The sequence below is a fragment of the Streptomyces lancefieldiae genome, from assembly GCF_031845825.1.
Taxonomy (GTDB): Bacteria; Actinomycetota; Actinomycetes; order Streptomycetales; family Streptomycetaceae; genus Streptomyces; species Streptomyces lancefieldiae.
Map to the genome: position 1 here is coordinate 186397 of NZ_JAVRFH010000004.1, position 22470 is coordinate 208866.

The 22470-nt window shown below is 70.3% G+C and carries 23 protein-coding genes, 1 tRNA gene and 1 pseudogene; 11 read left to right on the forward strand and 14 right to left on the reverse strand.

Translation table 11 applies throughout. From position 1 onward, the window contains the following. Nucleotide 1: 1 nt before the first annotated feature. The 4 genes from RM812_RS05880 to RM812_RS05895 form a co-directional block, all read right to left on the reverse strand. Entirely contained in the window at nt 2-469 is a 468-nt protein-coding gene (locus RM812_RS05880) for a copper chaperone PCu(A)C (protein WP_311571316.1), read from the reverse strand. Continuing rightward, entirely contained in the window at nt 466-1116 is a 651-nt protein-coding gene (locus RM812_RS05885; protein ID WP_311571317.1) for an SCO family protein, read from the reverse strand. Before RM812_RS05885 ends, RM812_RS05880 begins: the two co-directional genes overlap by 4 nt. Before the next feature lie 127 nt (nt 1117-1243). Then, the gene (locus tag RM812_RS05890) at nt 1244-2020 is read right to left on the reverse strand and encodes a YcnI family copper-binding membrane protein (RefSeq protein ID WP_311571318.1); all 777 of its coding nucleotides are present in this window, start codon (nt 2018-2020) and stop codon (nt 1244-1246) included. A 142-nt stretch (nt 2021-2162) separates the two neighbouring features. Next, nucleotides 2163-3020, reverse strand: coding sequence for a hypothetical protein (locus RM812_RS05895; protein WP_311571319.1), 858 nt, complete (start codon nt 3018-3020; stop codon nt 2163-2165). Between the two features lie 233 nt (nt 3021-3253). On the opposite strand from RM812_RS05895, the gene RM812_RS05900 reads away from it, so the two are divergent. Then, nucleotides 3254-3718, forward strand: a complete 465-nt coding sequence (locus tag RM812_RS05900; RefSeq protein WP_311571320.1) for an ATP-binding protein — start codon at nt 3254-3256, stop codon at nt 3716-3718. A gap of 125 nt (nt 3719-3843) precedes the next feature. On the opposite strand, the gene RM812_RS05905 is transcribed toward RM812_RS05900, so the two are convergent. Both RM812_RS05905 and RM812_RS05910 read right to left on the reverse strand, forming a co-directional pair. After that, on the reverse strand, nt 3844-5328 hold the full coding sequence (locus RM812_RS05905; protein ID WP_311571321.1) for an aminopeptidase P family protein: 1485 nt from the start codon (nt 5326-5328) through the stop codon (nt 3844-3846). Nucleotides 5329-5461: 133 nt separating this feature from the next. Then, nucleotides 5462-6877: a PP2C family protein-serine/threonine phosphatase gene (locus RM812_RS05910; RefSeq protein ID WP_311571322.1), complete on the reverse strand. Its 1416-nt coding sequence runs from the start codon at nt 6875-6877 to the stop codon at nt 5462-5464. A 634-nt stretch (nt 6878-7511) separates the two neighbouring features. Between RM812_RS05910 and RM812_RS05915 the strand changes: the two genes are divergently transcribed. Then, nucleotides 7512-8177 carry a bifunctional DNA primase/polymerase gene (locus RM812_RS05915; RefSeq protein ID WP_311571323.1) on the forward strand — a complete coding sequence of 222 codons (666 nt, stop codon included), beginning with the start codon at nt 7512-7514 and terminating at the stop codon, nt 8175-8177. 1066 nt (nt 8178-9243) lie between these two features. Here the strand turns inward: RM812_RS05915 and RM812_RS05920 are convergent. The 3 genes from RM812_RS05920 to RM812_RS05930 form a co-directional block, all read right to left on the reverse strand. Continuing rightward, nucleotides 9244-10233, reverse strand: coding sequence for a DUF5926 family protein (locus RM812_RS05920; protein ID WP_311571324.1), 990 nt, complete (start codon nt 10231-10233; stop codon nt 9244-9246). A 168-nt stretch (nt 10234-10401) separates the two neighbouring features. Next, complete coding sequence (locus RM812_RS05925; protein ID WP_311571325.1) at nt 10402-10953, reverse strand: ATP-binding protein; 552 nt, start codon at nt 10951-10953, stop codon at nt 10402-10404. A gap of 225 nt (nt 10954-11178) precedes the next feature. After that, on the reverse strand, nt 11179-12006 hold the full coding sequence (locus tag RM812_RS05930) for a glycerophosphodiester phosphodiesterase (RefSeq protein ID WP_311571326.1): 828 nt from the start codon (nt 12004-12006) through the stop codon (nt 11179-11181). A 261-nt stretch (nt 12007-12267) separates the two neighbouring features. Between RM812_RS05930 and RM812_RS05935 the strand changes: the two genes are divergently transcribed. Further along, nucleotides 12268-13803, forward strand: a complete 1536-nt coding sequence (locus tag RM812_RS05935; protein WP_311571327.1) for a S1C family serine protease — start codon at nt 12268-12270, stop codon at nt 13801-13803. Nucleotides 13804-13818: 15 nt separating this feature from the next. On the opposite strand, the pseudogene RM812_RS43015 reads toward RM812_RS05935, so the two are convergent. The 4 genes and pseudogenes from RM812_RS43015 to RM812_RS05950 all read right to left on the reverse strand — a co-directional run. Continuing rightward, nucleotides 13819-13950, reverse strand: a pseudogene (locus RM812_RS43015) (helix-turn-helix domain-containing protein); the annotation flags it as partial. Between the two features lie 38 nt (nt 13951-13988). Further along, nucleotides 13989-15122, reverse strand: coding sequence for a catalase family protein (locus RM812_RS05940; RefSeq protein ID WP_311571328.1), 1134 nt, complete (start codon nt 15120-15122; stop codon nt 13989-13991). A gap of 54 nt (nt 15123-15176) precedes the next feature. Next, entirely contained in the window at nt 15177-16529 is a 1353-nt protein-coding gene (locus RM812_RS05945) for a Dyp-type peroxidase (protein ID WP_311571329.1), read from the reverse strand. A 95-nt stretch (nt 16530-16624) separates the two neighbouring features. Continuing rightward, nucleotides 16625-17152, reverse strand: coding sequence for a hypothetical protein (locus RM812_RS05950; protein ID WP_311571330.1), 528 nt, complete (start codon nt 17150-17152; stop codon nt 16625-16627). A gap of 438 nt (nt 17153-17590) precedes the next feature. Here RM812_RS05950 and RM812_RS05955 point away from each other — a divergent pair, with 438 nt between their 5' ends. The 3 genes from RM812_RS05955 to RM812_RS05965 all read left to right on the forward strand — a co-directional run bounded on the left by RM812_RS05955 (nt 17591) and on the right by RM812_RS05965 (nt 19295). Next, nucleotides 17591-18268, forward strand: coding sequence for a GAP family protein (locus RM812_RS05955; RefSeq protein WP_311571331.1), 678 nt, complete (start codon nt 17591-17593; stop codon nt 18266-18268). A 140-nt stretch (nt 18269-18408) separates the two neighbouring features. Then, nucleotides 18409-18493: transfer RNA gene (locus tag RM812_RS05960), tRNA-Ser, on the forward strand. A 289-nt stretch (nt 18494-18782) separates the two neighbouring features. After that, nucleotides 18783-19295, forward strand: a complete 513-nt coding sequence (locus RM812_RS05965; RefSeq protein ID WP_311571332.1) for a hypothetical protein — start codon at nt 18783-18785, stop codon at nt 19293-19295. Nucleotide 19296: 1 nt separating this feature from the next. On the opposite strand, the gene RM812_RS05970 is transcribed toward RM812_RS05965, so the two are convergent. Continuing rightward, complete coding sequence (locus RM812_RS05970) at nt 19297-20055, reverse strand: GntR family transcriptional regulator (RefSeq protein ID WP_311571333.1); 759 nt, start codon at nt 20053-20055, stop codon at nt 19297-19299. Nucleotides 20056-20134: 79 nt separating this feature from the next. Here RM812_RS05970 and RM812_RS05975 point away from each other — a divergent pair, with 79 nt between their 5' ends. From RM812_RS05975 to RM812_RS05995, 5 genes are all read left to right on the forward strand, one after another. Continuing rightward, nucleotides 20135-20413, forward strand: a complete 279-nt coding sequence (locus RM812_RS05975) for a hypothetical protein (protein WP_121712652.1) — start codon at nt 20135-20137, stop codon at nt 20411-20413. A gap of 12 nt (nt 20414-20425) precedes the next feature. Then, nucleotides 20426-20740, forward strand: a complete 315-nt coding sequence (locus RM812_RS05980) for a hypothetical protein (RefSeq protein WP_311571334.1) — start codon at nt 20426-20428, stop codon at nt 20738-20740. 199 nt (nt 20741-20939) lie between these two features. Continuing rightward, entirely contained in the window at nt 20940-21164 is a 225-nt protein-coding gene (locus RM812_RS05985) for a hypothetical protein (protein WP_053637609.1), read from the forward strand. Between the two features lie 8 nt (nt 21165-21172). Beyond that, on the forward strand, nt 21173-21904 hold the full coding sequence (locus RM812_RS05990; RefSeq protein WP_311571335.1) for a GntR family transcriptional regulator: 732 nt from the start codon (nt 21173-21175) through the stop codon (nt 21902-21904). Further along, nucleotides 21901-22191: a hypothetical protein gene (locus RM812_RS05995; RefSeq protein WP_311571336.1), complete on the forward strand. Its 291-nt coding sequence runs from the start codon at nt 21901-21903 to the stop codon at nt 22189-22191. The genes RM812_RS05990 and RM812_RS05995 overlap by 4 nt, the downstream gene beginning before the upstream one ends. Nucleotides 22192-22470: the final 279 nt, after the last annotated feature.

Sequence of the window (22470 nt, forward strand, 5' to 3'; positions counted from 1 at the left end):
CTCAGTGTCCGGAGTGTTCGGTGGTGGGCCGGTAGGTGGCCGCCTTCACGGGCATGTCGACCGTGACGGGGTCGGAGTGCGCGAAGTGCAGTGCGACGGAGACCGTCTGTCCTTGCTCGGGCCGCTGCTTCAGCTTCTCGAACATCAGGTGGTTGCCGCCGCTTTTGAACACGAGTTGACCGTGGGCGGGGACGGGGAGGCGGTCGACCTCCTTCATCGTTCCGTCGACGGTCTCGTGGACGGTGACGTCACCGGCTTCGCTCGTGACGGAGGTCAGTTCGTCCTTGGCGTCGCCGTTGTTGGTGATGGTGAGGAATCCGGCCGCCATCGCGGCGGAGACCGGCTGCGGTATGTAGGCGGCGTCGACGGTGAGTTCGGCGGTCGAGGAGGCCGGGTCGGAGTCGCCACAGCCCGCGACGGCCAGGGCGCCGACCACCGTCAGGGCGGCGAGAGCGGGGCGGCCTCTCACGGGTTCTCCCCCTTGACGAGCTTGGGGAGGTCCTTGGTGTAGTCGTCGACGGTGGTCTCCTCGTTGTAGAGGACGTAACCCGCGTCGGTCTTCGGGGAGAAGGCCACGACCTGGGTGCCGTGGTTCGAGACGATCTTGCCGTTCTTGTCCTTGGTCGACGGCTCGATGGAGATGCCGAGGGTGCGGGCGCCGGCCTGGACGGTGTCGAAGTCACCGGTCAGGCCGACGATCTGCGGGTCGATGCCCTTGAGCCACGTGCTGAGCGCGGCCGGGGTGTCGCGTTCCGGGTCCGTGGTGACGAACACGACGCGCAGCTTGTCCTGGTCGGCCTGGGGCAGCTGCTTCTTGGCCACGGCGATGTTGTTCATGGTCAGTGGGCAGACGTCGGGGCAGTGCGTGTAGCCGAAGTAGATCAGGGTGGGCTTGCCGGCGGTCTGCTCGCGGAGGTCGTACTCCTTGCCCTGGGCGTCGGTGAGGACCAGGTCCGGCTTCTCGAAGGGCTTGTCGAGGACGGTGGCGGCCTGTCGGCTGGTGTCCTCGGAGACGATGGTGACGGGCTTGTCGCTGTCGGCGCCGCTGCCACAGGCGGACAGGGTGAGGGAGGCGGCGGCGAGCAGTGCGGCCGCGGCGAACGTCTTCTTGCGCATAGAAAAATGTCCCAGATGTGAGGTGCTGTGGTGCGCACCGGGGTCCGTCGGGAGGACGGGGTGCCCGGTGCGCACCGATGGGCGGGTGCGTCGCCGTCGCTTCGACGACGCACCCGCGCGGTGGTGGTTACGCCGCCGCCCCGGAGCCGCGGCGGCGGCCGGCCAGTACGCCGTACGCGACGCCAGCGGCGCCGACGACGATGCCGACGATGCCGAGGACACGGGCGGTGGTGTCGCTGCTGTCGCCGGAGCCGGAGCCGGAGCCGGAGCCGGAGCCGGAGTCGGCGGAGGCGTCGGCGGCGGTGTTCTGGGCGGCCGATTCGGCGTCGCCCCCGGCCTTCGCGTCCGACGAGCCGTGGGAGTCGCCCTCGGCGGTTGCCAGTTCCAGTACGGGTGCCGGGTTCTCGGGCTCCTCCTGGCCCTCCTGCGGCACCTCGATCCAGCGCACGACCTCCTTGTTGTCGTACGTCTGGATCGCCTTGAACACCAGCTCGTCGGCGTCCTCGGGCAGAGCGCCGACGGAGACCGGGAACTTCTGGAAGAAGCCGGGCTTGACGCCCTCGCCGTCGGCGGTCCAGGTCACCTTGCTGACGACCTCGGTGAGCTGCTTGCCGTGCGACTCCAGCGGCTTGTCCAGCGTGGACTTGGTGACCACTGCCTTCCAGCCGGGGACCGGCTGCGGCAGCACGGACGCCAGCGGGTGGTCGGCGGGGAAGTTGACCTCCAGCTTGGTGGTGGAGGCGTTGTCGCGTTCGTTGGGGACCTTGAAGTCGACGACCGCGTAGCCGCCCTTGGTGGCCGTGCCCTCCGGTTGCACGCTGACGTGCGCGAAGGCGGGGGCGGACAGGGTGAGGACGGCGATGCCGGAGACGGCGCCGACGGCGGCGATACGAGAAGCCTTCATGACAGAGCACTCCGCTTCGAGTGGGTGACCGGTGCGAGCCGGTGATGAGTGGGAGGAGGGATGCGCACGCGCGCGTGCCGCCGGACAGCGGCCCCTCCGGACTCCGGCCGATGGGTCGGAAGCGGGGTGGTGGTCCGTCGTGTCAGGCGGCGAGGGCGAACGCGTCGTTCGGTGGGCCGCGTCTGATCACCGTGTGCTGGAGTTCGGTGGTGCGGGGCCGCGACGGCACCCGAAGGGCGGTGTGCGGCAGGCGCGGTCCCGTTCCTGGTGCGCCGGCGAGCCCGGCGTGCAGGGCGTGGACCAGGGAGAGCGCGGCGCGCAGGGCGCGGACGAGGGCTCCCTCGGCCACCGCGTGGGCGGAGTGCGCCGAGAGTTCGACGAGCCGGGCCAGGGCCAGGTCCCCGCGTCGCAGCAGCCAGCCGGCGGCGAGGGCGGCGAGGACGTGGCCGAGCAGCATCGACAGGGACGGCAGCAGTGAGGCCGAGGAACCGGCGGCGGTGGAGAGGGCGTCGGCGGGGTGGTGTGTCGCGCCGGAGTGGCCGCCGGCGGCCGGGGCGATCCGCGCGTCGGTGAGGATGCGCTGGGCCTGGGCCGGGCTGATCGCCGCCGCGGTGGTGCCGCACACCAGCCGTGCGGCCTGCTGGACCAGTGAGGCGTCGGACAGCGGCCCCGTCCCGCCGGTGGACGTGACGGCCGTACCGGGCGACGTGACCGCCGTGGCGCCGTGCTGCCCGAGCCCGAAGAGCGTGTGCAGCGCGGTCTGGCCGACGGTGAGCAGCACCGCGATGCCGGGCAGTGAACGCTCGCGTCCGGCGAGGGGCGCGGCGACCACGACCGCCCCGAGGAATCCCGCGCCCAGCGACCACAGCGGAATGGTGGCGCAGGAGGCGAGCGTGTGCCCCGCCGCGGCCAGCACGACGCAGACCGCGGCGAACACCGCGGCCCGCAGGATCCGGAGGTCGTTCCCGGAGCGCGCCGTAGGCAGGTGGGGGGCAGTCATGGCGGGCTCATCATCGCACTGGCGTCCCCCACCGCGTACGGCAGGTCCGCAACATGCCGTACGACCGGTTGAGGGCCGTAAAGTCACTGTCTGGTGCGAGTTGTCCCACATACATCGTTCGGCGGGACGGACGCATCCGCCGTATGGGCAGTCTCACGCGGACGCCGCGCTTACGGACGGATACCGGGGGCAATACGTAACGGTATGTCGAGCCGCGGCCGGGAGGCTGGAGCATGAGCATCTGGTGGTCACTCCATTTGCGGCGCGAGGCTGCGAGCGTGCACCTGGCCCGCCGCCTGCTGATCGGCACCATGGAGACCGCGGGCGTCGACCCGGAGATCTCCTTCGACCTGTCCGTCGCGCTGAGCGAGGCGTGTGCCAACGCCGTGGAGCACGGCGGGGAGGACGAACCCGGCAACGCCTCCCAGGCGTACCGCGTCACGGCCTACCTCGACGGTGAGCGCTGCCGTATCGAGGTAGCCGACACGGGGCCCGGGTTTCCGGTGGCCGCTCCCGGCCGGCCGGGAGGCACGGTGGGCCCGGTGGCCGCCGACGCAGAGCACGGCCGCGGCCTGTGCCTCATCCGGGAACTCGCCGACCACGTCCACATCGGCAGTACGCCGGGCCGTGCGGGTGCCGTGGTGAGCTTCGACAAGATCCTCAAGTGGCGTGAGGACGCTCCGCTGGTGGCGGTCTGACGGCGGCTTGTTCCTCGACCCGTGTCCCCCCCCCCGCGTCCTCGTGGGCCACTCGGCCGGCCCCGGACACGTCGACGGCCGGGTACCCCGTCGTGCGGTACCCGGCCGTCGAGCCGAAGGTCAGGTCAGTCCTTCAGCGCGGCCATCCACTCCTCGACCTCGTCCGACCGGCGCGGCAGTCCGGCGGAGAGGTTCCGGTTGCCGTCGTCGGTGACGAGGATGTCGTCCTCGATGCGGACGCCGATGCCCCGGTACTCCTCGGGCACGGTCAGGTCGTCGGCCTGGAAGTACAGGCCGGGCTCGACGGTGAGCACCATGCCGGGCTCCAGCGTCCCGTCGACGTAGGACTCCACGCGCGCGGCGGCGCAGTCGTGGACGTCCATGCCGAGCATGTGCCCGGTGCCGTGCAGCGTCCAGCGGCGCTGCAGGCCCAGCTCCAGCACCCGCTCCACGGGGCCCTCGACCAGGCCCCACTCGACGAGCCGCTCGGCCAGCACGCGCTGGGACGCGTCGTGGAAGTCGCGGTACTTGGCGCCCGGCTTCACCGCCGCGATGCCGGCCTCCTGGGCCTCGTAGACGGCGTCGTAGATCTTCTTCTGGAGCTCGCTGTAGCGGCCGTTGATCGGCAGCGTGCGCGTGACGTCCGCCGTGTAGTAGGTGTGCGTCTCCACGCCCGCGTCGAGCAGCAGCAGGTCGCCGGAGCGGACCGGGCCGTCGTTGCGCACCCAGTGCAGGGTGCAGGCGTGCGGGCCGGCGGCGCAGATGGAGCCGTAGCCGACGTCGTTGCCCTCCACGCGCGCGCGGAGGAAGAACGTGCCCTCGATGTAGCGCTCGCTGGTCGCCTCGGCCTTGTCGAGGACCTTCACGACGTCCTCGAAGCCGCGCACGGTGGAGTCGACGGCCTTCTGCAGCTCGCCGATCTCGAAGTCGTCCTTGACCAGACGGGCCTCGGACAGGAAGACGCGCAGCTCCTCGTCACGCTCGGCGGTGACCTTGTCGGTCAGCGCCGCCTCGATGCCGGCGTCGTAGCCGCGCACGACGCGCACCGGGCCGGTGGCCTCGCGCAGCGCGTCGGGCAGCTTGCGCACGTCGGAGGCGGGGATGCCGTACAGCTTCTCGGCCTCGGTGAGGGAGTGGCGGCGGCCGACCCACAGCTCGCCCTGGCCGTTGAGCCAGAACTCGCCGTTCTCGCGGTCGGAGCGCGGCAGGAGGTAGATGGTGGCCTGGTGGCCGTCGGCGGTGGGCTCCAGGACCAGGACGCCGTCCTCGGTCTGGTTACCGGTGAGGTACGCGTACTCGACCGACGAGCGGAAGGCGTACTCCGTGTCGTTGGAGCGGGTCTTCAGGTTGCCCGAGGGGATGACGAGGCGCTCGCCCGGGAAGCGGGCGGACAGCGCGGCGCGACGGGCGGCGGTCTCCGCGGCCTGGGGGATCGGCTCCAGGTCGCGCAGCTCCGTGTCGGCCCAGCCCGACTTCATGTTCTCGGCCAGCTCGTCGGACACGCCCGGGTACAGGCCGTTCTTGCGCTGCTTGACCGGCTCCTCGGTCTCCTCCGGGTCCGCTGCGTCAGCAGCAGGGTCGGATACTGCCGGGTTGAGCTCCTCCGCCACGGTCATCCTCCTAGATACGGCACTGGACCACCCCCCATCGTACGGTCGTACGGAAGGGGGCCCAGGGGCGAAGGGCCTGTTACATGGGAGTACTACCGTCCGTTATTCGTGACACCCCGGACGTAACTGTCCGTTATTCGAACCGGACCGCCAGCAGAACCACGTCGTCCTCGGAGTCCGCCTCCGCCTTTCCGTCCGGCAGTACGGTGCGCAGGACGTGGTCCGCGACGGCGTCCGGGTCGTGGCGAACCGCCCGGGGCACCCCGGCCGCCGCCGCGTGCAGCCGGGCGAAGGCGCGGTCGGCCGGGTCGCCGGTGCGCTGCAGCAGCCCGTCGGTGTACAGCAGAACCGTCTCTCCGGGTTCTGCCTGGAGCTCCACGCTCGGCGCCTCCCAGCAGGCGAGCATGCCGAGCGGCGCGGAGACGGACGTCTCGACGAACTCCGTGCGCCGCTCCCCGATCAGCAGCGGCGGACTGTGCCCGGCACCGGCCAGCGTGATCCGGCGCAGCGCGGGTTCGCAGTAGCCGAACAGGGCGGTGGCCGAGCGGGCGGGCTCGGTGAGCCGCAGCAGCAGCTCCAGGTCGGACAGGACGGCGACCGGGTCCTCGCCCTCCATCACGGCGTACGCCCGCAGGGACGCGCGCAGTCGTCCCATCGCGGCGACCGCGCCGGGCCCGGACCCGGTGACGGATCCGACGGCGAGGCCGAGCGCGGCGTCCGGCAGAGGCAGCGCGTCGTACCAGTCGCCGCCGCCACGCGGACCGCTCCGGTGCCGGGAGGCGAGCTGCACGCCGGGCACCCGTGGCAGACGGGAGGGCAGCAGTTCCTCGGCCATCGTCGCCATGCACGCGCGCGTGCGATCGGCTTCCAGGAGCCGGGCCAGGTGCGCGGCGGCGTACCGGAGGTACAGCCCGGCGAGGTGGCGCTGCCGCTCACCCGGTTCGGCGGGCTCGTCGTAGAGCCATGCGGCGGCTCCCAGCCGGCCGGTGCCCTCGGCGGACAGGGGGAGCGTGTAGCTGGCGGCGTAGCCGAGGCGGGCGGCGACCTCGCGGTGGCGGGGGTCGAGCCCCTTCTCGGCGAGCAGGTCGGGTTCGGCGATCCCGCCGTCGCCGACCGGGAGTCCGTCCAGAATCCGCCCGTACGACAGGGAGCTGCGGGGCACGGTCTCGATGTGGCCGAGGTCGGCACGGGCCAGCCCGAGGCCGATGGTGGTGTCCGGGCCGAGTCCGTCGGCCGGTTCCAGCACGACGAGTCCGCGCCGGGCGCCCACCAGGGCGGCTCCGGCGCGCAGCAGTTCCTGGAGTCCTTCGGCCAGCGAGTCCGTATGGACCAGGCGCTCGGTCAGTTCGTGCAGGGTCGTGAGGTCCGACACCCAGCCGGCGAGCCGGTCCTGGAGCAGGGTGCCGGGGGCGCCGGGTGCGGGCGGGGCGTCCGTGGCCTGCGGTGCGGTGACCGGGGAGGTACCCGGGGCGGCGGACGCGACAGTGTGTGCGGGAGACGGAACCGTTGAATCGATTCCGGCCACTTTCGCAGGGTGCGGGGCGTTCATGGCGTCCGGCTTTCCGACCGGCGCTTACTGCTCAAAAGCATCGCAAACCCCCATGTCATTCTGCGCCGCTAGCAGTGTCTCCACATGTACACGCACTCGTAAGGAGATGTCCAGCATTGTCCTGCGGGGATTCCTGGTGTCTGTGAGGCCTGAGTGATCTCCTTCCCGACCCCTTGCGGAAAAGTAAAATTGGCTTGAAACTGCCCTGGAGGACGCCTTGTTGCGGTCGACTGGGGGTGCTTTACGGAGCGTCACAGCGGTCGTGATGGGTACGTACTCGGTGAAGACCAGGGGTGGTTGGGGGCCGCCCGGAACCTGGCGGCGGACCCGGGCGTCCTATCCACCGACGACCGTGCCCCATCCTCCCGTGGCGGAGGCGGACAGAAATACGCGGGACGGCAAAACGCCAGACTTCGCCACCCCCGCGCCACGCCCATGCTGGTGAGGGAAGCAGTGTGGACGGAACCGCCGCGGACGCAGTCAGTGCTCGACCCACAGGGGTCAGCCCTGCCCTCGGCGGGTGGCCCCTGGCAGGGGTGTGATGCGCCACCAGCTACGCACAGCGAAGAGATTGCCACATGGTGTGATGTGACCACGGTGTTGCCAGGCGTGCAACGGAAAGGAACGAGCGCTCATGCGCGAGATCCTCGGAAGGCGACGCAGGCTCTTGTCCCAGCACGACGACGGGCGGCCTGAGCTGATCGGCGCGGCCCTGACCTACGCGACGCGATGGCAGTGGCCCGTACTCCCGGGCGCGGCGGCGGATCCGCGGGCGCGGTCGCGCTGCGGCTGCCCGGACCCGGAGTGCACGGTGCCCGGCGCGCACCCCTTCGACCCCGGCCTCCTCGCGGCCACCACCGACGCCCGCATGGTGCGCTGGTGGTGGACCAACCGGCCCACCGCCCCCATCGTTCTGGCCACCGGGGGCAGCGCCCCGTGCGCCGTATCCCTGCCCGCCCTGCCGGCCGCCCGCGCCCTGACCGCGCTCGACCGCGCCGGTCTGCGGCTCGGCCCCGTCGTCGCCTCGCCCACCCGCTGGTCGCTGCTGGTCAAGCCGTACTCCATGGAGCAACTGGGCGAGCTTCTCTACGCCAAGGACTTCGTCCCCGGCTCCCTGCGCTTCCACGGCGAGGGCGGCTATCTCGCGTTGCCCCCGTCCGAGACCGGCCGGGGCGCCGTCCGTTGGGAGCGGGCACCGCTGCCCGGCTCCGCCTCGCCCTGGGTACCCGACGTGGAGGCCGTGGTGGACGCGGTGGTCGACGCCCTCACTCGTACAGGTGTGAGCGCACCCGAGTTGTAGGAGCGCGCGAGGCGCGCGCGGAAGTCCGCGGCCGCCCGGGTCGTTGTCGTCCGCCCATGCCGCTTCATGCTGGGGAGAGCCGTGCCGCGGGGCCGCACCGTGTCGCGGGGCCGCACCGTGCCGCGCGGCGGTACTCCGCAGGGTCGCGCCGCGGCGGGTCGGATCGTCGGCGGGTCCGTTCGTACGGGTTCGTCGGCGTCGTGGTGTGCGCGGTCCTGCTGCCGTTCGCCGGGGCGTCCGCCGGGCCCCCGTGGGCCGGGCAGCCGGACGCCCGGGCCGTGCGCCTCCCCTCGCGGGACGGTGACGGCAAGGCGCCGGAAGGGGCGACCGCCCCCCGGCCGCAGCCGCGCCGGTCCGTTCCCCGCTGCCCGCCGGCGCGGCCACCGCCGTGCGCTGCGGTCCCGCGCTCACCTCGCCCGGGGGCATCGAGGCGCGGACCTGTGTCCTGGCCCAGGGGGCGGAGAGCTGGGCGCGGACCTACTATCGCGACGCGACCGGCCACCCACTGGAATCCGTGTCGAGCCTCAGGGGGCCCGACGGGCGCACCGTGCGGATGCGCTGCGCCGTGGGCGCCCGAGGACGCGCCGGACACCTGCGAGACACCCCGGGGGACACCCTTGGCGAATCGGTGGCCCACACCGCGGTCGCGGAGTTCGCGCGCCCGGGCCGGGCACGGGCCGCTGCTGCTGCGAACCGGAAGCGAGACGGGCCGACAGGAGCGACGCGGGCGACGGGAGGGGCGAGAACGACCGGAGCAGCGGGGGCAGAGCACGGAACAACGGCGACATCGGACGCAACTCACCTGCGGAAACAGGCAGTTGACGGGCGACTGCGGTGCGTGTGCGGCCGGGCGCATGGAAAGGCCCGGTTGCTGGCGACGGGGGATGCACCAGCAACCGGGCTACTCGAACGGTAACAAGAGATCGGCGGTTAGCAAATTCGATCTCCTGTTTTCCGGTCATCGACTGGCTTGTCCTTGCCGGGAGTTGTGACCGGAGTCACCCGCTTCCTGACCGGGGGTCCGGCTGCCGGGTCGGTCGGCCGGGCCGGGTCCCGGGGATGTGCGTCAGCTGAGCGTCACCTGTCGGTTGGTCAGGCCACCGCGTGCCCGGCGCTCGTCCGGCGTGAGCGGAGCGTCCGAGGCCAGGGCCTCGGCGAGGCGCTCGGCGAACTCGGCCGCCGGCTTCTCGACGTCCTGCGCGGTGACCGCGCTCGGCAGGTCCCACACCGGGACGGTGAGTCCGTGAGCGCGGAAGGAGCCGACGAGGCGGGTGCCCTCGCCGAGGCTCGACCGGCCCGCCGCGTGCAGCCGCGCGAGAGCGTCCAGAAGCCGCTCCTCCTCGTGCGGCATGACCCAGCGCAGGTGGTTCTTCTCCGGCGTCTCGCACCAGTAGGCGGCGTCCAGGCCCTGCAGTCGGACGGTCGGGATGGCCGCGGCGTTGGCCCGCTCCAGGGAGGCGGTCACCTCCGGCGTGGCGTTCTCCGGGTCCGGGACCCAGAACTCGAAGCCCGCGTGCACCACCGGCTCGAACGCCCCGTCGGGGGCGAGCAGGTCCTGCAGGCGCAGTCCGTCGGCCGGCGCGCGGCGGCCCTGCACCGGGGTGCCCGGCGAGGCGGTCAGGGCCCGCTGGAGGGTGTCCGCGAGGTCGCGGCTGATGTCGCCCGACGCCGTGTCGTTCTGCAGGCCGAGGAGGACCGAGCCGTCGTCGCGGCGCAGCGCCGGCCAGGCCATCGGCAGCACCGTGGCCAGCGTGACCGAGGGGACGCCCTCGGGCAGGCCGTCCTTCAGGGTCAGCTCGACCGTGGCCGCCGGCACCAGCTCGCGCAGGGCCACCCAGTCGCATTCGCCGGGCAGCCCCTCGAACGGGCGCTGCACCAGCGCGGTCGTGGCCTGCGCGGCGGCCCGGCCGTGGCAGGCCTTGTACCGGCGGCCGCTGCCACAGGGGCAGGGTTCGCGGGCGCCGACGACCGGAAAGTGCCCGTCAGCGCCTGCGGCGCGGGCACCATCGGTGGGCTGCGGCCGCTTGGCCTTCGTCTGGGGTCGCTTCTTGGCCATCGTGGGTGTCTCCCGGTTGCGGCTCATTTCGTACGGCGCGAGCCTAGCCGTTCACGCGCCGCCCGACGGGATCCTGTGGACGGCGGGGCGCCTGTGGACACGGGCGGTCTGTGGACGACCGGCCGCCCGTGGACAACGTGCCCCGCTTCCCCGTGCGAGGACCGCCGGTCAGCCCAGTTCGTCGAACGCGTCCGCGAAGTCCAGGCCGGGGATCTCCGACACCGCGGGCGCCGCGATCCGGGCGGCGAAGTCGTCGCGCCGGTGCCCTGCGGCCGCGTCGTGCACGTCGTCGTGGACGACGGCCCAGACCGTGACCTCACCGCACGCGTCGTCCCGTACGCCCCAGTCGTCGGAGAGGGCGGTGATGATGTTCAGCCCGCGGCCGCCGCGCGCGGTGACCGAAGGGGTCGCCGGGGACGGGCGGGTCGGGCCGCCGCCGTCCGTGACCTCCACGACGAGCCGGCCACCCGCGTCCACCTCCCACGCGGCGCGGACGTCGCCGTCGCCGGCCAGGGCGTCGCCCAGCGGACGGCCGTGCTTGCACGCATTGCTCAAGAGTTCCGAAAGGACCAGTACGGCGTCGTCGATGACCGATTCCGCCACACCGCCCCGGCGCAACTGCTCCCGCATCCGGTGCCTTGCTTCCCCCACGCCCGCAGGGCCATGAGGAACGGCCATGCTCGACGACGTGGGCACCTCCTGTGCCACCACCAACGCCACCCCCGAGACCTCCTTCGCCCCACGCCACGGAGTGGATGCCCCTCTGACCTGAGCCGGAAACCGGCCGGTACCCGCCCAGTGACGCATTCGACACGACCGGACACACCGTGAACGCGCCGGAGCACTCCCCGTAATCGTGTGGCTGGATCTCACCGGTGTGGTCGTGACCGGAAGGGGCCGTACATGGGCCGCCCATGGGCCGCCGGGACGAGATGTGCGGACGAATCAGCGGCCAAGGTGGTCCAGTACCGCACGCGGCCGGTTGGTGATGACGGCGTCGACACCCAGATCGGCGCAGAGATCCACGTCGGCGGTCTCGTTCACCGTCCACACGTGCACCTGGTGACCGGCCCGCTTGAGGCGTTCGATGTAGGCGGGGTGGTTCCGCACGATCCGGATCGAGGGGCCCGCGATCCGGACACCGGCGGGCAGCCGCCCGTCACGCAGCCGGGGCGAGACGAACTGCATCAGATAGACCGTCGGCAGGGTCGGCGACGCGGCCCGCACCCGGTGCAGCGAGCGGGCCGAGAAGCTCATCACACGCACCGGGGACTCGGCGGCCGAGGCCGGGGCGTCGAGGCCGAACCGCTTCAGCAGCACCAGCAGCCGCTCCTCCACCTGCCCCGCCCAGCGCGTGGGGTGCTTGGTCTCGATGGCCAGCTCCACCCGCCGCCCCGCGTCGGACACCAGCTGGAGCAGTCGCTCCAGGGTCAGGACGGAGGTCTCCTCCCGGTCCTCGGGCCGATGCTCCCAGTCGGGCTGCTCGTCGCGCGTGCGCCAGAACTCCCGGGTCCTCCGGGCGCCGAAGTCCAGCGCGGCCAGGTCGGCGAGCTCCAGCGCCGAGACCGCGCCGCGGCCGTTGGACGTACGGTTGACGCGCCAGTCGTGAACGCAGACGAGGTGGCCGTCGGCGGTCAGGCGGACATCGCACTCGAGGGCGTCCGCCCCGTCCTCGATCGCCTTCCGATACGCGGCCAGGGTGTGCTCGGGAGCCTCTTCCGAGGCACCGCGGTGGGCGACGACCTGGATCCGGTGCTGTCGTGCGTGGGTCACCGCGTCATGGTGCCACCGCGGGCGGGTGGATGTGCCGGCGGAGTCATCGACGGACGTCCGTTTAGTCTTGGATGACCCATGTAAAGGCCGATCGTGAACCCACAGCAACCGCTTATGGTGCTCTGACGGCCCGTGGGAAAAGCTGATGGCATACGAGAACACATGCACCTGCATCGCGCCGGACCGTGGAGCAGCGCGCGTGAGCGTGACTGAGCGCGACCAGTGTGACCGAGAAACAGCTGTGGAACGAGGAGAGAAGTCGTGAGCACCGAGAACGAGGGCACCGCGGTACCCCCGGCCCCGTCCGCACCTCCCGTGCCGGTGGAATCTCCCGCAGCCTCCGCCCAGTCGGCCGCGCCGCACCCGGACCAGCCGCCGTCCCCCGCCCCGGCCGACCAGCCGCCGTCTTCCGGGCAGGCCGGCCAGACCCCGTCCGCCGCACCGGCCGACCAGTCGTCGTCCTCCGCGCCCGTCGGCCCGGAGGCGCACGACGGTTTCCGGCCACCTGCCCACAGCCCCCACCCGGTCCCCCAGTACGGAACGGCCGCCCCCGACGCCTCCTGGCCGCCACCGCCCCCGCCGGCGACTCCCTCGTACGGCGGAGGTGGAGGCGGAGACGGGGACGGCTCCGGCGGCTGGGGCTCCTCGTACCAGCAGCCCGCTCCGAAGCCGGGCCGGGGCCGCGGCGGTGTGGTCGCCGGGCTCCTGATCGCCGCGCTGGTCGCGGGCGGTCTGGGCGGCGGCCTCGGCTACACCCTGGCCAAGAACAACGACGAGACCGGCTCCACGACGGTCTCCGCCTCGGACACCGGCGGCTCCGTCAAGCGGGTCGCGGGCACGGTCGCCGGTGTGGCCGCCAAGGCGCTGCCCAGCACGGTCACCATCCAGGCGGAGGGCAGCAACGGCGAGGGCGGCACCGGCACCGGATTCGTCTTCGACAAGCAGGGCCACATCGTCACCAACAACCACGTGGTGGCGGAGGCGGTCGACGGCGGCAAGCTCAGCGCGACCTTCCCCGACGGCAAGAAGTACGACGCCGAGGTGGTGGGCCACGCCCAGGGCTACGACGTCGCGGTCATCAAACTCGAGAACGCCCCGTCGGACCTGAACCCGCTGCCCCTCGGCGACTCCGACAAGGTGGTGGTCGGCGACTCCACGATCGCCATCGGCGCCCCCTTCGGTCTGTCCAACACGGTGACCACGGGAATCATCAGCGCCAAGAACCGCCCCGTGGCCTCCAGCGACGGCAGCGCGACCAGCAAGGCGTCCTACATGAGCGCCCTGCAGACCGACGCGTCGATCAACCCGGGCAACTCCGGCGGCCCGCTGCTGGACGCCCAGGGCAACGTCATCGGGATCAACTCCGCGATCCAGTCCACGAGCAACGGCGGCTTCGGCGGCGAGGCCGGTCAGGCGGGCTCGATCGGCCTGGGCTTCGCCATCCCGATCAACCAGGCCGAGTTCGTCGCCCAGCAGCTGATCAAGGACGGCAAGCCGGTGTACGCCAAGATCGGTGCCTCCGTGTCGCTCGAGGAGACGACGAACGGCGCCAAGATCACCGAGCAGGGCGTCAGCGGTTCCGAGCCCGTCGAGCCGGGCGGCCCCGCGGCCGACGCGGGCCTCAAGCCCGGCGACCTCATCACCAAGCTCGACGACCGCGTGATCGACAGCGGCCCCACCCTGATCGGCGAGATCTGGACCCACAAGCCCGGCGACAAGGTCACGGTCACCTACGAGCGCGGCGGCAAGGACCACACGGCCGAGCTCACCCTGGGCTCCAAGACCGGCGACGACTGACCCGGGGCGGGACATGAGTCCGCGTTCCATCTTCGACACCCAGCCCTGCGTCTTGCCCAGGGCCGCAGCGAGGTCGGCCTGAGTCTTGCCCAGGCGGAGCCGGGCGCGACGTACGCGGTTGCCGATCTCTTCGGCTTCTTCCAGCATCAGCGCGCCCCCCTGTTGTGAGGCGTCGGCGGTCCAGGTCAGGAAGTGTCGACGCCGAGTGCCTCGTCGGCGCTGCGCGGCTCTGTGCGCGGTTGCTCGTTGAGTTTGTGGCGTTGGATGGAGGAGCGCCGGTAGACCTCTTTGCGGGCCCGCATGATGTTGCCGAGGGGGGCGTGCTGGGCGGTGACCCGCCAAGGGGTGAAGGACAGTGAGTCCATCTTCGCGAGGTTCTCCGGGCCGGAGATGTCCTGCCGGGGGAGCCGCAGCTTGGCCACGGTGACGGACGGTGAGAGTTGCTCGGGCCACTCCACGGTGGTGTCCTCCACCGGCATGCGTTTCAGGTCGGTGCAGAGCTGGATCTGGATGTCGAAGGTGTAGGGCCGCTCCTGCAACTCGGCCTGGAGAGCTGGTCGGAAGACCTCCTGCGCGGAGGACGGGTCGATGGCGCGGCGGACCACCGCGGCGGCACAGTCCGCGGCGGGGGTGATGCGCACCTTGGCGATGTAGTCGCCGTGCCGGACTGCGCCCATGGTCCAGTAGCTCGACAGCAGCAGGTTCGCGGGAGGGGTCTTCGACAAGCGGAGGAAGGCCAGGAACTCGTCCCACGCCCAGTCGTCCTGGTCCAGTGTCCCCTTGCCCGTCACGAACTCGGTGAAGAAGCGATGTGCGCCGGGTCGTCCCTGGGAGAAGTAGGCAGGCGCGTTCAGGAACAGTTCCTGGATGAAGAGGTAGTGCTCGACCGTGTTGCAGAAGAAGATCGGTCCGTTGATGTTGGCGTAGTCGAACGTACCGGTGTCCGGTTCGTCTTCCAGCAGGGTCGGGCCGGGGATGTCGAACATCTTCAGCGCCAGCCCGGTGGCGGCGCCCAGCCGCGCGTCGGCTCCGGCGTGCGGCGAGCCGTTGGAGAAGCGGATGAGCGCCTCGTGAGTGCCCGGCGTCGCGTAGATGCCCTGGGCGTACTCGGGGGGCAGCCTGTCCAGGATCTCCACTTCCCCGCGGATCAGTCCGTATCCTTTGGCGTGGGCATCGCGCAGGGCCTGCCCGGTGCCACCGGCTTCAACGGACTCGTTGATGTAGTTCTCGGTCTTCTCGATCACCGTCTGCACGTGCTGGTCGAAGTCCGGATCGTCGTCTTCGACGTCCGGCGTGTAGCGGACGAACTGTGCTGCCATGACGTCGACCTCTTCTCGAAGACCGTGCTGGGGCTGAGCGGGTCGGAATGACCGTCAGGCCTCCAGTTCGGTGAGCCAGCGCAGGGCCCGCAGACCCGGCACGAAGCAGTACTCGCCGCCGCGGGTGACCACGAAGCTGGGCAGGTTGCGCAGGCGGCGCCGGACCGGCTTGTCGGGGATGGTGACGCTGCCGGTTCCGTCGTGATGTCCGGCCACCGGGTCCTGCTCACCGGGATAGCCGATGAAATTGCCGTCGTTGACCCATTCGGACTTGATGAACTCAAACTGCCGTTCCAAATGGGCCCCGATGAAGACTCCCACCAATCCCCGGTCGGCACCATCGTCCTCCAACACGCCCTCGGGCAACGGCGGACCGTAGGTGGTGCCACGGCGGATGATCCGGTGCATCCGTGCGTCGCCGACGATGGTGGCGTCGCGCGGGTTGTTCCGGCGGATGTGCGCGCCGGCGGGGCAGCGCAGGCCGCGGTCGTCGTGCTCCCGGTACAGGAAGTTGTTGACGCGCTGCGGGTCCGCCGCCAGCTCCGGGTCGTCGTGCTCCGGCGTCAGCGTCAGCGGCGCCCCGCTGGGCCAGCGTCCGACCATCTTGGCCGCCAGCAGTGCTTCCTCCTCGGCGTTGGAGCTGTTGGCGCGCAGGTACCGGCGCCAGGCCGCCACGTTGGTGTGGATCTTGCGGACGGCCACGTAGGTCCCGTTGCGTCCCAGCGCATCGGGGCTGGGCATGGGCGGCAGATTGCCAGTCTCGTCGGGGTAGCCGAGGATGAACTCGCCAGCCTTGATGGGGGCTTCCTGCGGATTGGAGCCGGGCAGTCCGACGCCCTCGATGTTCGGATGGCTGATGCCGTCCCGGAAGCCGAAGGTGGTGCGCCCGGTCGGAAGCTGGTGGACGTCCTGCTGCCAGATCACCCGGACACCCGGGGTTTCCTCGAAGGCGACACGGGCCCGTTCCAGCTCCTGGGCCAGTTGCGCCGTATCTGAGGAGAGGGCGCTCAGCGCGATGTGGACGTCGCCCGTCCCGAATGGTGCCTCCCAGTGGGCTGGGGCGTTTTCGCCCACATCACCGATCAGCTCCGCCCGAGCGGCCATGCCCTCACGGAACGCCCGCGGAAAGCTGTCCAGCGACTCCTGGGGCACCCCCAGGGCCCGCAGCCCCTGATAGGTGAACGCCACGGCCACCCAGGCATCCCCGCTCCGGTCTGCGCTCGGCAGGCCGCCGGAGGTCAGCGGGAGCAGCCGCCGCAGCAGGGCACGTCCCGCCTGGCGGTCGTCGACGCGCAGGAAGACGAACTTCCCCTCGTAGGGCACGGGCCGCGGGCGCAGCGCCCCGCTCTGGACGTCCTCGATTTCTACGCGTATACCGGTCGCGCTGCCGCTGTCTGCCGTGCTCATGCTTCTTTGTGCCTCCACGTCGGGCTCTGTCCGGGCAAGCCCCCAGTGCCCGAAGTGGGCCGGGTTTGAGGGACAGCGGCGGCCGGGACTTAGGCCTAGGCCGAGGCTTCTTCCAGCAGCTTCTGGAAGGCGGGCGTGGCCATCAACTTCGCGTTGGCCGGGTTCTCCAGGGCGGCGCGGAACTCGGGGGTGTCCAGCACCTCCTGGAACGCCTCGCTTACGCGCTGGTCCTTCCAGACCTGCTGGACGGTTAGCTCGGGATAGGAACTGACGAATACGCGCGCGGGCTCCTGGTGGGCGACAAACCAGTCCTTCACCCCCGGATCTTTGATGCCGGGGAACCCTTCGGTGTGTGAGAAGACCTTGTCGAAGCGGTCCCCGACTTCCGTCTTGGCGAAGTCGTCGATGTAGGCGTCCCAGGAGCCGTCGAAGACGCTGGCGAACATGTGCCGGGTGTCGTGATCGAAGATCACGTGCCTTGCGTCGTGCAGGGTGCCGATCTGGCGCAAGGCCGCGTGGACCCTCACATCATTCGACGCGTCGGCGAGCATGGCGAGATCATCACGCATGGCATCCGCATGGCCCGACTTGATCTTGGTGAAGACGGTGAACTCATTGCTCACCCCGTCCGACCTGCCCGGACGCTCGGGGTGAGCCGACTGGGATGGTTGTGCCGTTGCAGTCATGGCGAGTACTCCCCTGCCACGGATCGGCGCGAGGGACACCAAACACCCAAAGCACGGGGCGCCATCACCCTCACCACTCCATCCTCACCACGGATGTGCAGCCCCCGCATCTTGGGTCTGGGAGCAACGCGGGTGCACCAGGCGGTGCCCCCATCCAATGCCCCCGAGGACAGATCGAACCAGGTGCATGAAGATGGAGCTGAGGCGTGTGTGCTGGGCACGGGGGCGTCACCTTTTCGGTCAGCCACTCCGCTGTAGCCGCGGGCGGAGGGATCGCTTGAGAACCCCCGACACGCAGCTCGTACGGTTGGGGCGCCTGCCTCCGCCGGACCTCTGCTCGACCGGACCGCCACCCTGACCCCAGCTGGAGGCATCATGGGCGCAGTTCTCGGTGACGTGCTGGGTTTCGCGGCCGGCGTCGCGGTCAGCCCTCTCCCGATCATCGCCGTCATCCTCATCCTCGCCACCCCTCGGGGGCGTCTCAACGGCGTCCTCTTCACGGTCGGCTGGGTCCTGGGACTCGCGGTACTGGGTGCGGTGATGCTGGCGATAGCTTCCCCGGCAGGTGCCTCCACACACAAGCACCCGGCCACCTGGGTGGGAGCGCTCAAGCTCGCTCTGGGCGTGCTCCTCGTCCTCTTCGGTGCCCGTCAGTGGCGTCGGCGCCCGAAGGATCCCTTGCAGGCGAAACTGCCGAAGTGGATGGGCGCGATCGACCGCCTCTCACCGGTCAAGGTCCTCGGACTCGGGACGGCCCTGGCTGCCCTCAACGCCAAGAACGCCCCACTGACCATCGCCGCGGGCGCCGCGATCGGCTCGGCCGGCCTTCCGGGTGGGCAGCAGATCGCATCGCTGGCGATCTTCGTCGTGATCGCCACGCTCGGGCTGCTGGTCCCGCTCGGTGTATTCCTCCTCGGGGGAGAGCGAGCCAGGGCCACGCTCGGGAACTGGAAGGACTGGGCGGCTCAGCACAATGTCGCTGTGATGGCCGTCCTGTTCTTCGTCCTCGGGCTGAAACTGCTCGGAGACGGCATCTCCATCCTCACCTCCTGACAGGTCGGCGTGCGGTGGTGCGGTGCTGATCCGTGAGGCGCAGGGCGAGCAGTCAGTGGACCCCGTGTGGACCACGAGCCCCGCGCGGGACCCGCGCCCGGTACGCTGTACCCGCTCCGCCCCAGGTGGGCCGGGGCAGAGGTGGGTTGCCCGAGCGGCCTAAGGGAACGGTCTTGAAAACCGTCGTGGCGCAAGTCACCGTGGGTTCAAATCCCACACCCACCGCAGTGTTACGGCCCCTGACCAGGATTTACGGTTGGGGGCCGTTGCCGTGCGCGCTAGCCGCCGAGCACCGCTGTTCCCCGCGGTTTCCCGGCCGATCGGGCACGGAAGGGGCACGGCTGGGGGCATGACCTGAAGGGCCCTGCTGCCTGGTCGCCAAGGCCGTCTCGCGTCTGGATCATCGGACTCTGGCCCTGTGCTGTAATCCTCCGAACGACATCGAGCTGGGCCGATGGGATATGGGGGACGGGGTGTGGCTGCTCGGATCCGGCGTGCTGCCGGGATGTGTTTGGTGGCGGCGGTCCTGCCGTTGTCTGGTTGCGATGACACGGACGGCATAGACGCTAAGGATCGGGCAGCTGCGATAGAGGCTGCCCGATCGTATGAACAAGCCCAGGCGGATCGAGATTGGGAGGCCGCCTGCGAAGCCGGGACCAAGCGCCTGCTGCACAGCCTGGGGGCAGACACCGTAGCCGAGTGCATCGAGATCTACGATGTGCCCCCGCTTCGTACTTACTCGGACGTCCGGGTGAGTATTGGTGAGGCAGTCGAGGTTCCATCGTTCGGCCCCCACCCTGCCGGAATCGGACTGCGGGCGACCATAAAGCGAGGCCAGCCAGACCCCTTCAGCTCTCACACCGCGCTGCGGCTGGTTCCTGGGGACAAGGGCACGTGGCTCGTCGATCAGGCAGCCCACCTCATCGCCGTCGAGGACAGCGACGCCGAGGGCACGGATGCTGAGCGCCCCACGTTGGCTGAACGTACGGACACCGAGGCCGTGCGAGCCGCACTTGAGCGCAAGTGACTTACGCCCGGCTGATCGGAATCTCGTACACGATCTCGCAGTGTGCGGCGGGCACCACGATGTCCGCAGTCTCGACCGGCCGTCCCTGGTCGCTGTAGTACGTCCGCCGGATGTGCGTGACGAGCGCGGCCTTCTGAATGCCGAGGAGTGACGCCTCCTCGGCGGTCGCCTGCCTGGGCTCGGGCTGCTCGACGGCATGGCTGACGGTGATCCCGATGGCGGCCATCCGATTCACGACGCCTGCCCCGGCGTGCGGCCCTCCCTCGGGGAGGACGACGAGACTGCCGGCGGTGAGGTCGTACGGCTCCCAACTGGTCGAGAGCTGCACGGGCCTGCCGTCGGCCAGGAACTCGTACGCGGTCCGGACGCACAGCTCGCCCTCGGCGATCCCGAGCCGGGCGGCGATTTCCGCCGGGGCCGGCACCTTGGCGTCCGTCCTGCTCTCCCAGTCGCCCTGCTTGCCGACGGCCTTCATGTCCGCCCGGAACGGAGATCCTTCGGGCTGCTCGCGCGCCGACGACCGCACGACGCGCACGCGTTGCCGGGGCTCGGCGACGTAGGTGCCCGAACCGGCTCGACCTTCCAGCACGCCTTGGGAGATCAGCAGCTCTTGAGCCCTACGGACGACGTTCTCGCCTACGCCGCACTCCTGGCCGATCTGCGCGCGGGAGGGAAGCCGGTCCCCCGGTTCCCACACGTGCTCCGCGATCCGCTGCCGTAGCTCGTCGGCGATGCGGAGATAGGGCGGCTGCTCAGGCATATGGAAAATCTAGTCCACTAGCTCTAATCTAGTTAACTAGCTTCACTCAAAGTGATCGCCGAGTGACGGAGGCTTCCCTGTGCCCGCTTCGCGAGTGAGCGCGGAGGCCATCGCTGCCCGGTTATCGGCGGTCGGGCTCACCACACGCGTGGAAGAGCGCGACCGGTGCACGTCGGTCGAGGCGGAGGTACCGGAATCGCTCTCCGCCGAGTCATGGCGGGAGGTCCTGGAAGTCCTGGCGGAGGCCGATCGATTCGGGCTTCACGCCACCAGCTTGAACGGCCGCACCCTTTGGGCGGTCGTACGCAAAGCGGCCCCCACGACGGGCGATGTCGGGGGACCGAGCTATCAGCGATAGGAGCTGAGCAGCGTGCTCAACCGTATCCGCCGTGCCGTCACGCTCGCCAGAGCGCGGTACCTTCCCAAGGGCAGGCACCGCCGAGCCTTAACGCCGTCCCGGACGGCTGTAGCGACGCCTCCCGCGCTCGCCGTAGAACCGCTGGCCGTCCCCGATTGGATGCCGGACACCGCCGACCGCCTTCACCTGCTCCTGGGCGAGGACAACGCGCTCGTCCGCCCGTACGTGCTGGCCTGGGAGCAGGTGAAGCGTGCACGCCAACGCTCGGTGATCGTGGCGCCGCGACTGTCGGCTGAGGCGTTCTCGGCTCTGGCAGGTGTTCGCTGATGCCTCCACGTCAACGGCTCCGCATTTCGGAAACCGCGGCTGTTGCCTACCTGTCGACCGCATGCCGGGTCGGCACCCACACAGCCTGTGCGGAAGCGTCGCCATCCGTGCCACCGGTCGACCTGCCGGTGATCTACGAGGCTTGCGTCTGCTCCTGTCACTCTGCGCCGGACCATTGCACGCGACCGGCGGTGAAGCGGTGAGCAACTGGGCCCCTGGGGGTGCGCTGGCATCCAACGTCGAGATCACGGCGGCCACGGTTCTGCGCGGCGACATCATCCAAGTCGGTGGTAGGGCATGCCGGGTGAGCGACCTCTTCCAGCTTCCCCAGGGCGCAAAGCAACTCCTGTTCGAGTCAGGAGAGCTTCTGACCATAAACGGGCGGACCCGGCTCGTCGCCGTGCGGATGACGAGAAGGCGGTGACGCAGTCCATGACGTCTCTCCGCCTCGTCGTCGCTGACGACCTGAGACGCCAGATCACGACCGGCCGCATTGGGCCCGGTGATCGGCTCCCGTCTGAGTCCGCCCTGGCCGACCGGTACAAGGTCAGCACGGCGACACTGCGAAGCGCCCTCGCCGTGCTCCAGGGCGAGGGCCTGGTCGAGAAGATCCACGGCAAGGGCAACTTCGTCCGCCGTCCGCTGCGCAAGATCACGTACGTCGGTGGGTGGGGCACGCTAGACCCTCGGACTGCCGCAGACGTGAACCTGCGCGTCACAGTCCGCACTACGGCACTGCCCGCGCGGGGGCACCTCACAGCGCTTCTGAAGGTGGATGACGGAAGCCCACTGACCGAATTCCTCCGACTCAGCTACGAGGGAGAGTCCCCACACAGCCTGGCCCGCGTCTACGTACCGCGAGACCTGACACCGACCAAGACGCTCGGCGACCGGTCCTCAAGGGCGTGGGCGGAGGCCAGTTTCGCTGTGCCGGACCCACCGCCGGCCGAGGTCCACGAGACGGTGTCCGCCCGACTCCCAACGTCGGATGAGGCGTCAACCCTGCGGATCAGCGCGGCCTTGGCCGTCCTGGCAATCACTCGCGTTGCGGCAGACAACACCGGGCGAGTCGTTGAAGCGGCTCTGCTCGTGTTCCCTGGGGACCGCGTCGACGCCGTCTTCAGCACCCACCACGTGATCGAAGAAAGGCAGGCGCACAGATGACGCCGCAGAACGAACTGCGACTCCTCCCGTGGTCGGGCCCGGACGGCAAGCCCTGCTACCTGAGCACCGATGACAGGAGCGGCTACGTCTCCCGCCTGGCGGACAACATCGAGGCTGTACAGCTCGGGATGGCGGCTGACCTCGTGGAACAGGTTTCGGCGGCACTCGGCGACCAGGATGCTGACCCGGAGGACCTGCGTGGCATGCTGACCGAACTGACCAGAGCCCTTCGAGACGTGCTCCGGGTCGCGACCAGCCGCGGGCACCTCCTGACTGCGAGCGAATAAGAGCTCCCGGAAACACGGCCGTCGGGACTCGGAAGCCCGTCTATTGATCAATCTGCCCGCTAACCATCGGTCTCGATGAAGCCCACGGCTCTGAAGTAGGTGAACGCCGTGGGCTTCGGCCTTTACTGGTCAACATGGCGCGGCTCACGCCGCCCGGAGACGGCCCAGCTCTCGTGCCAGACAGCACGACCTCTTCGTCCCGAAGCAACTTGGGTGTGGGTGCGGCCTTGGGCTGGCGCGACACCCACCTGCGGTGATGGTCCGCACGCGTCCGCGCTT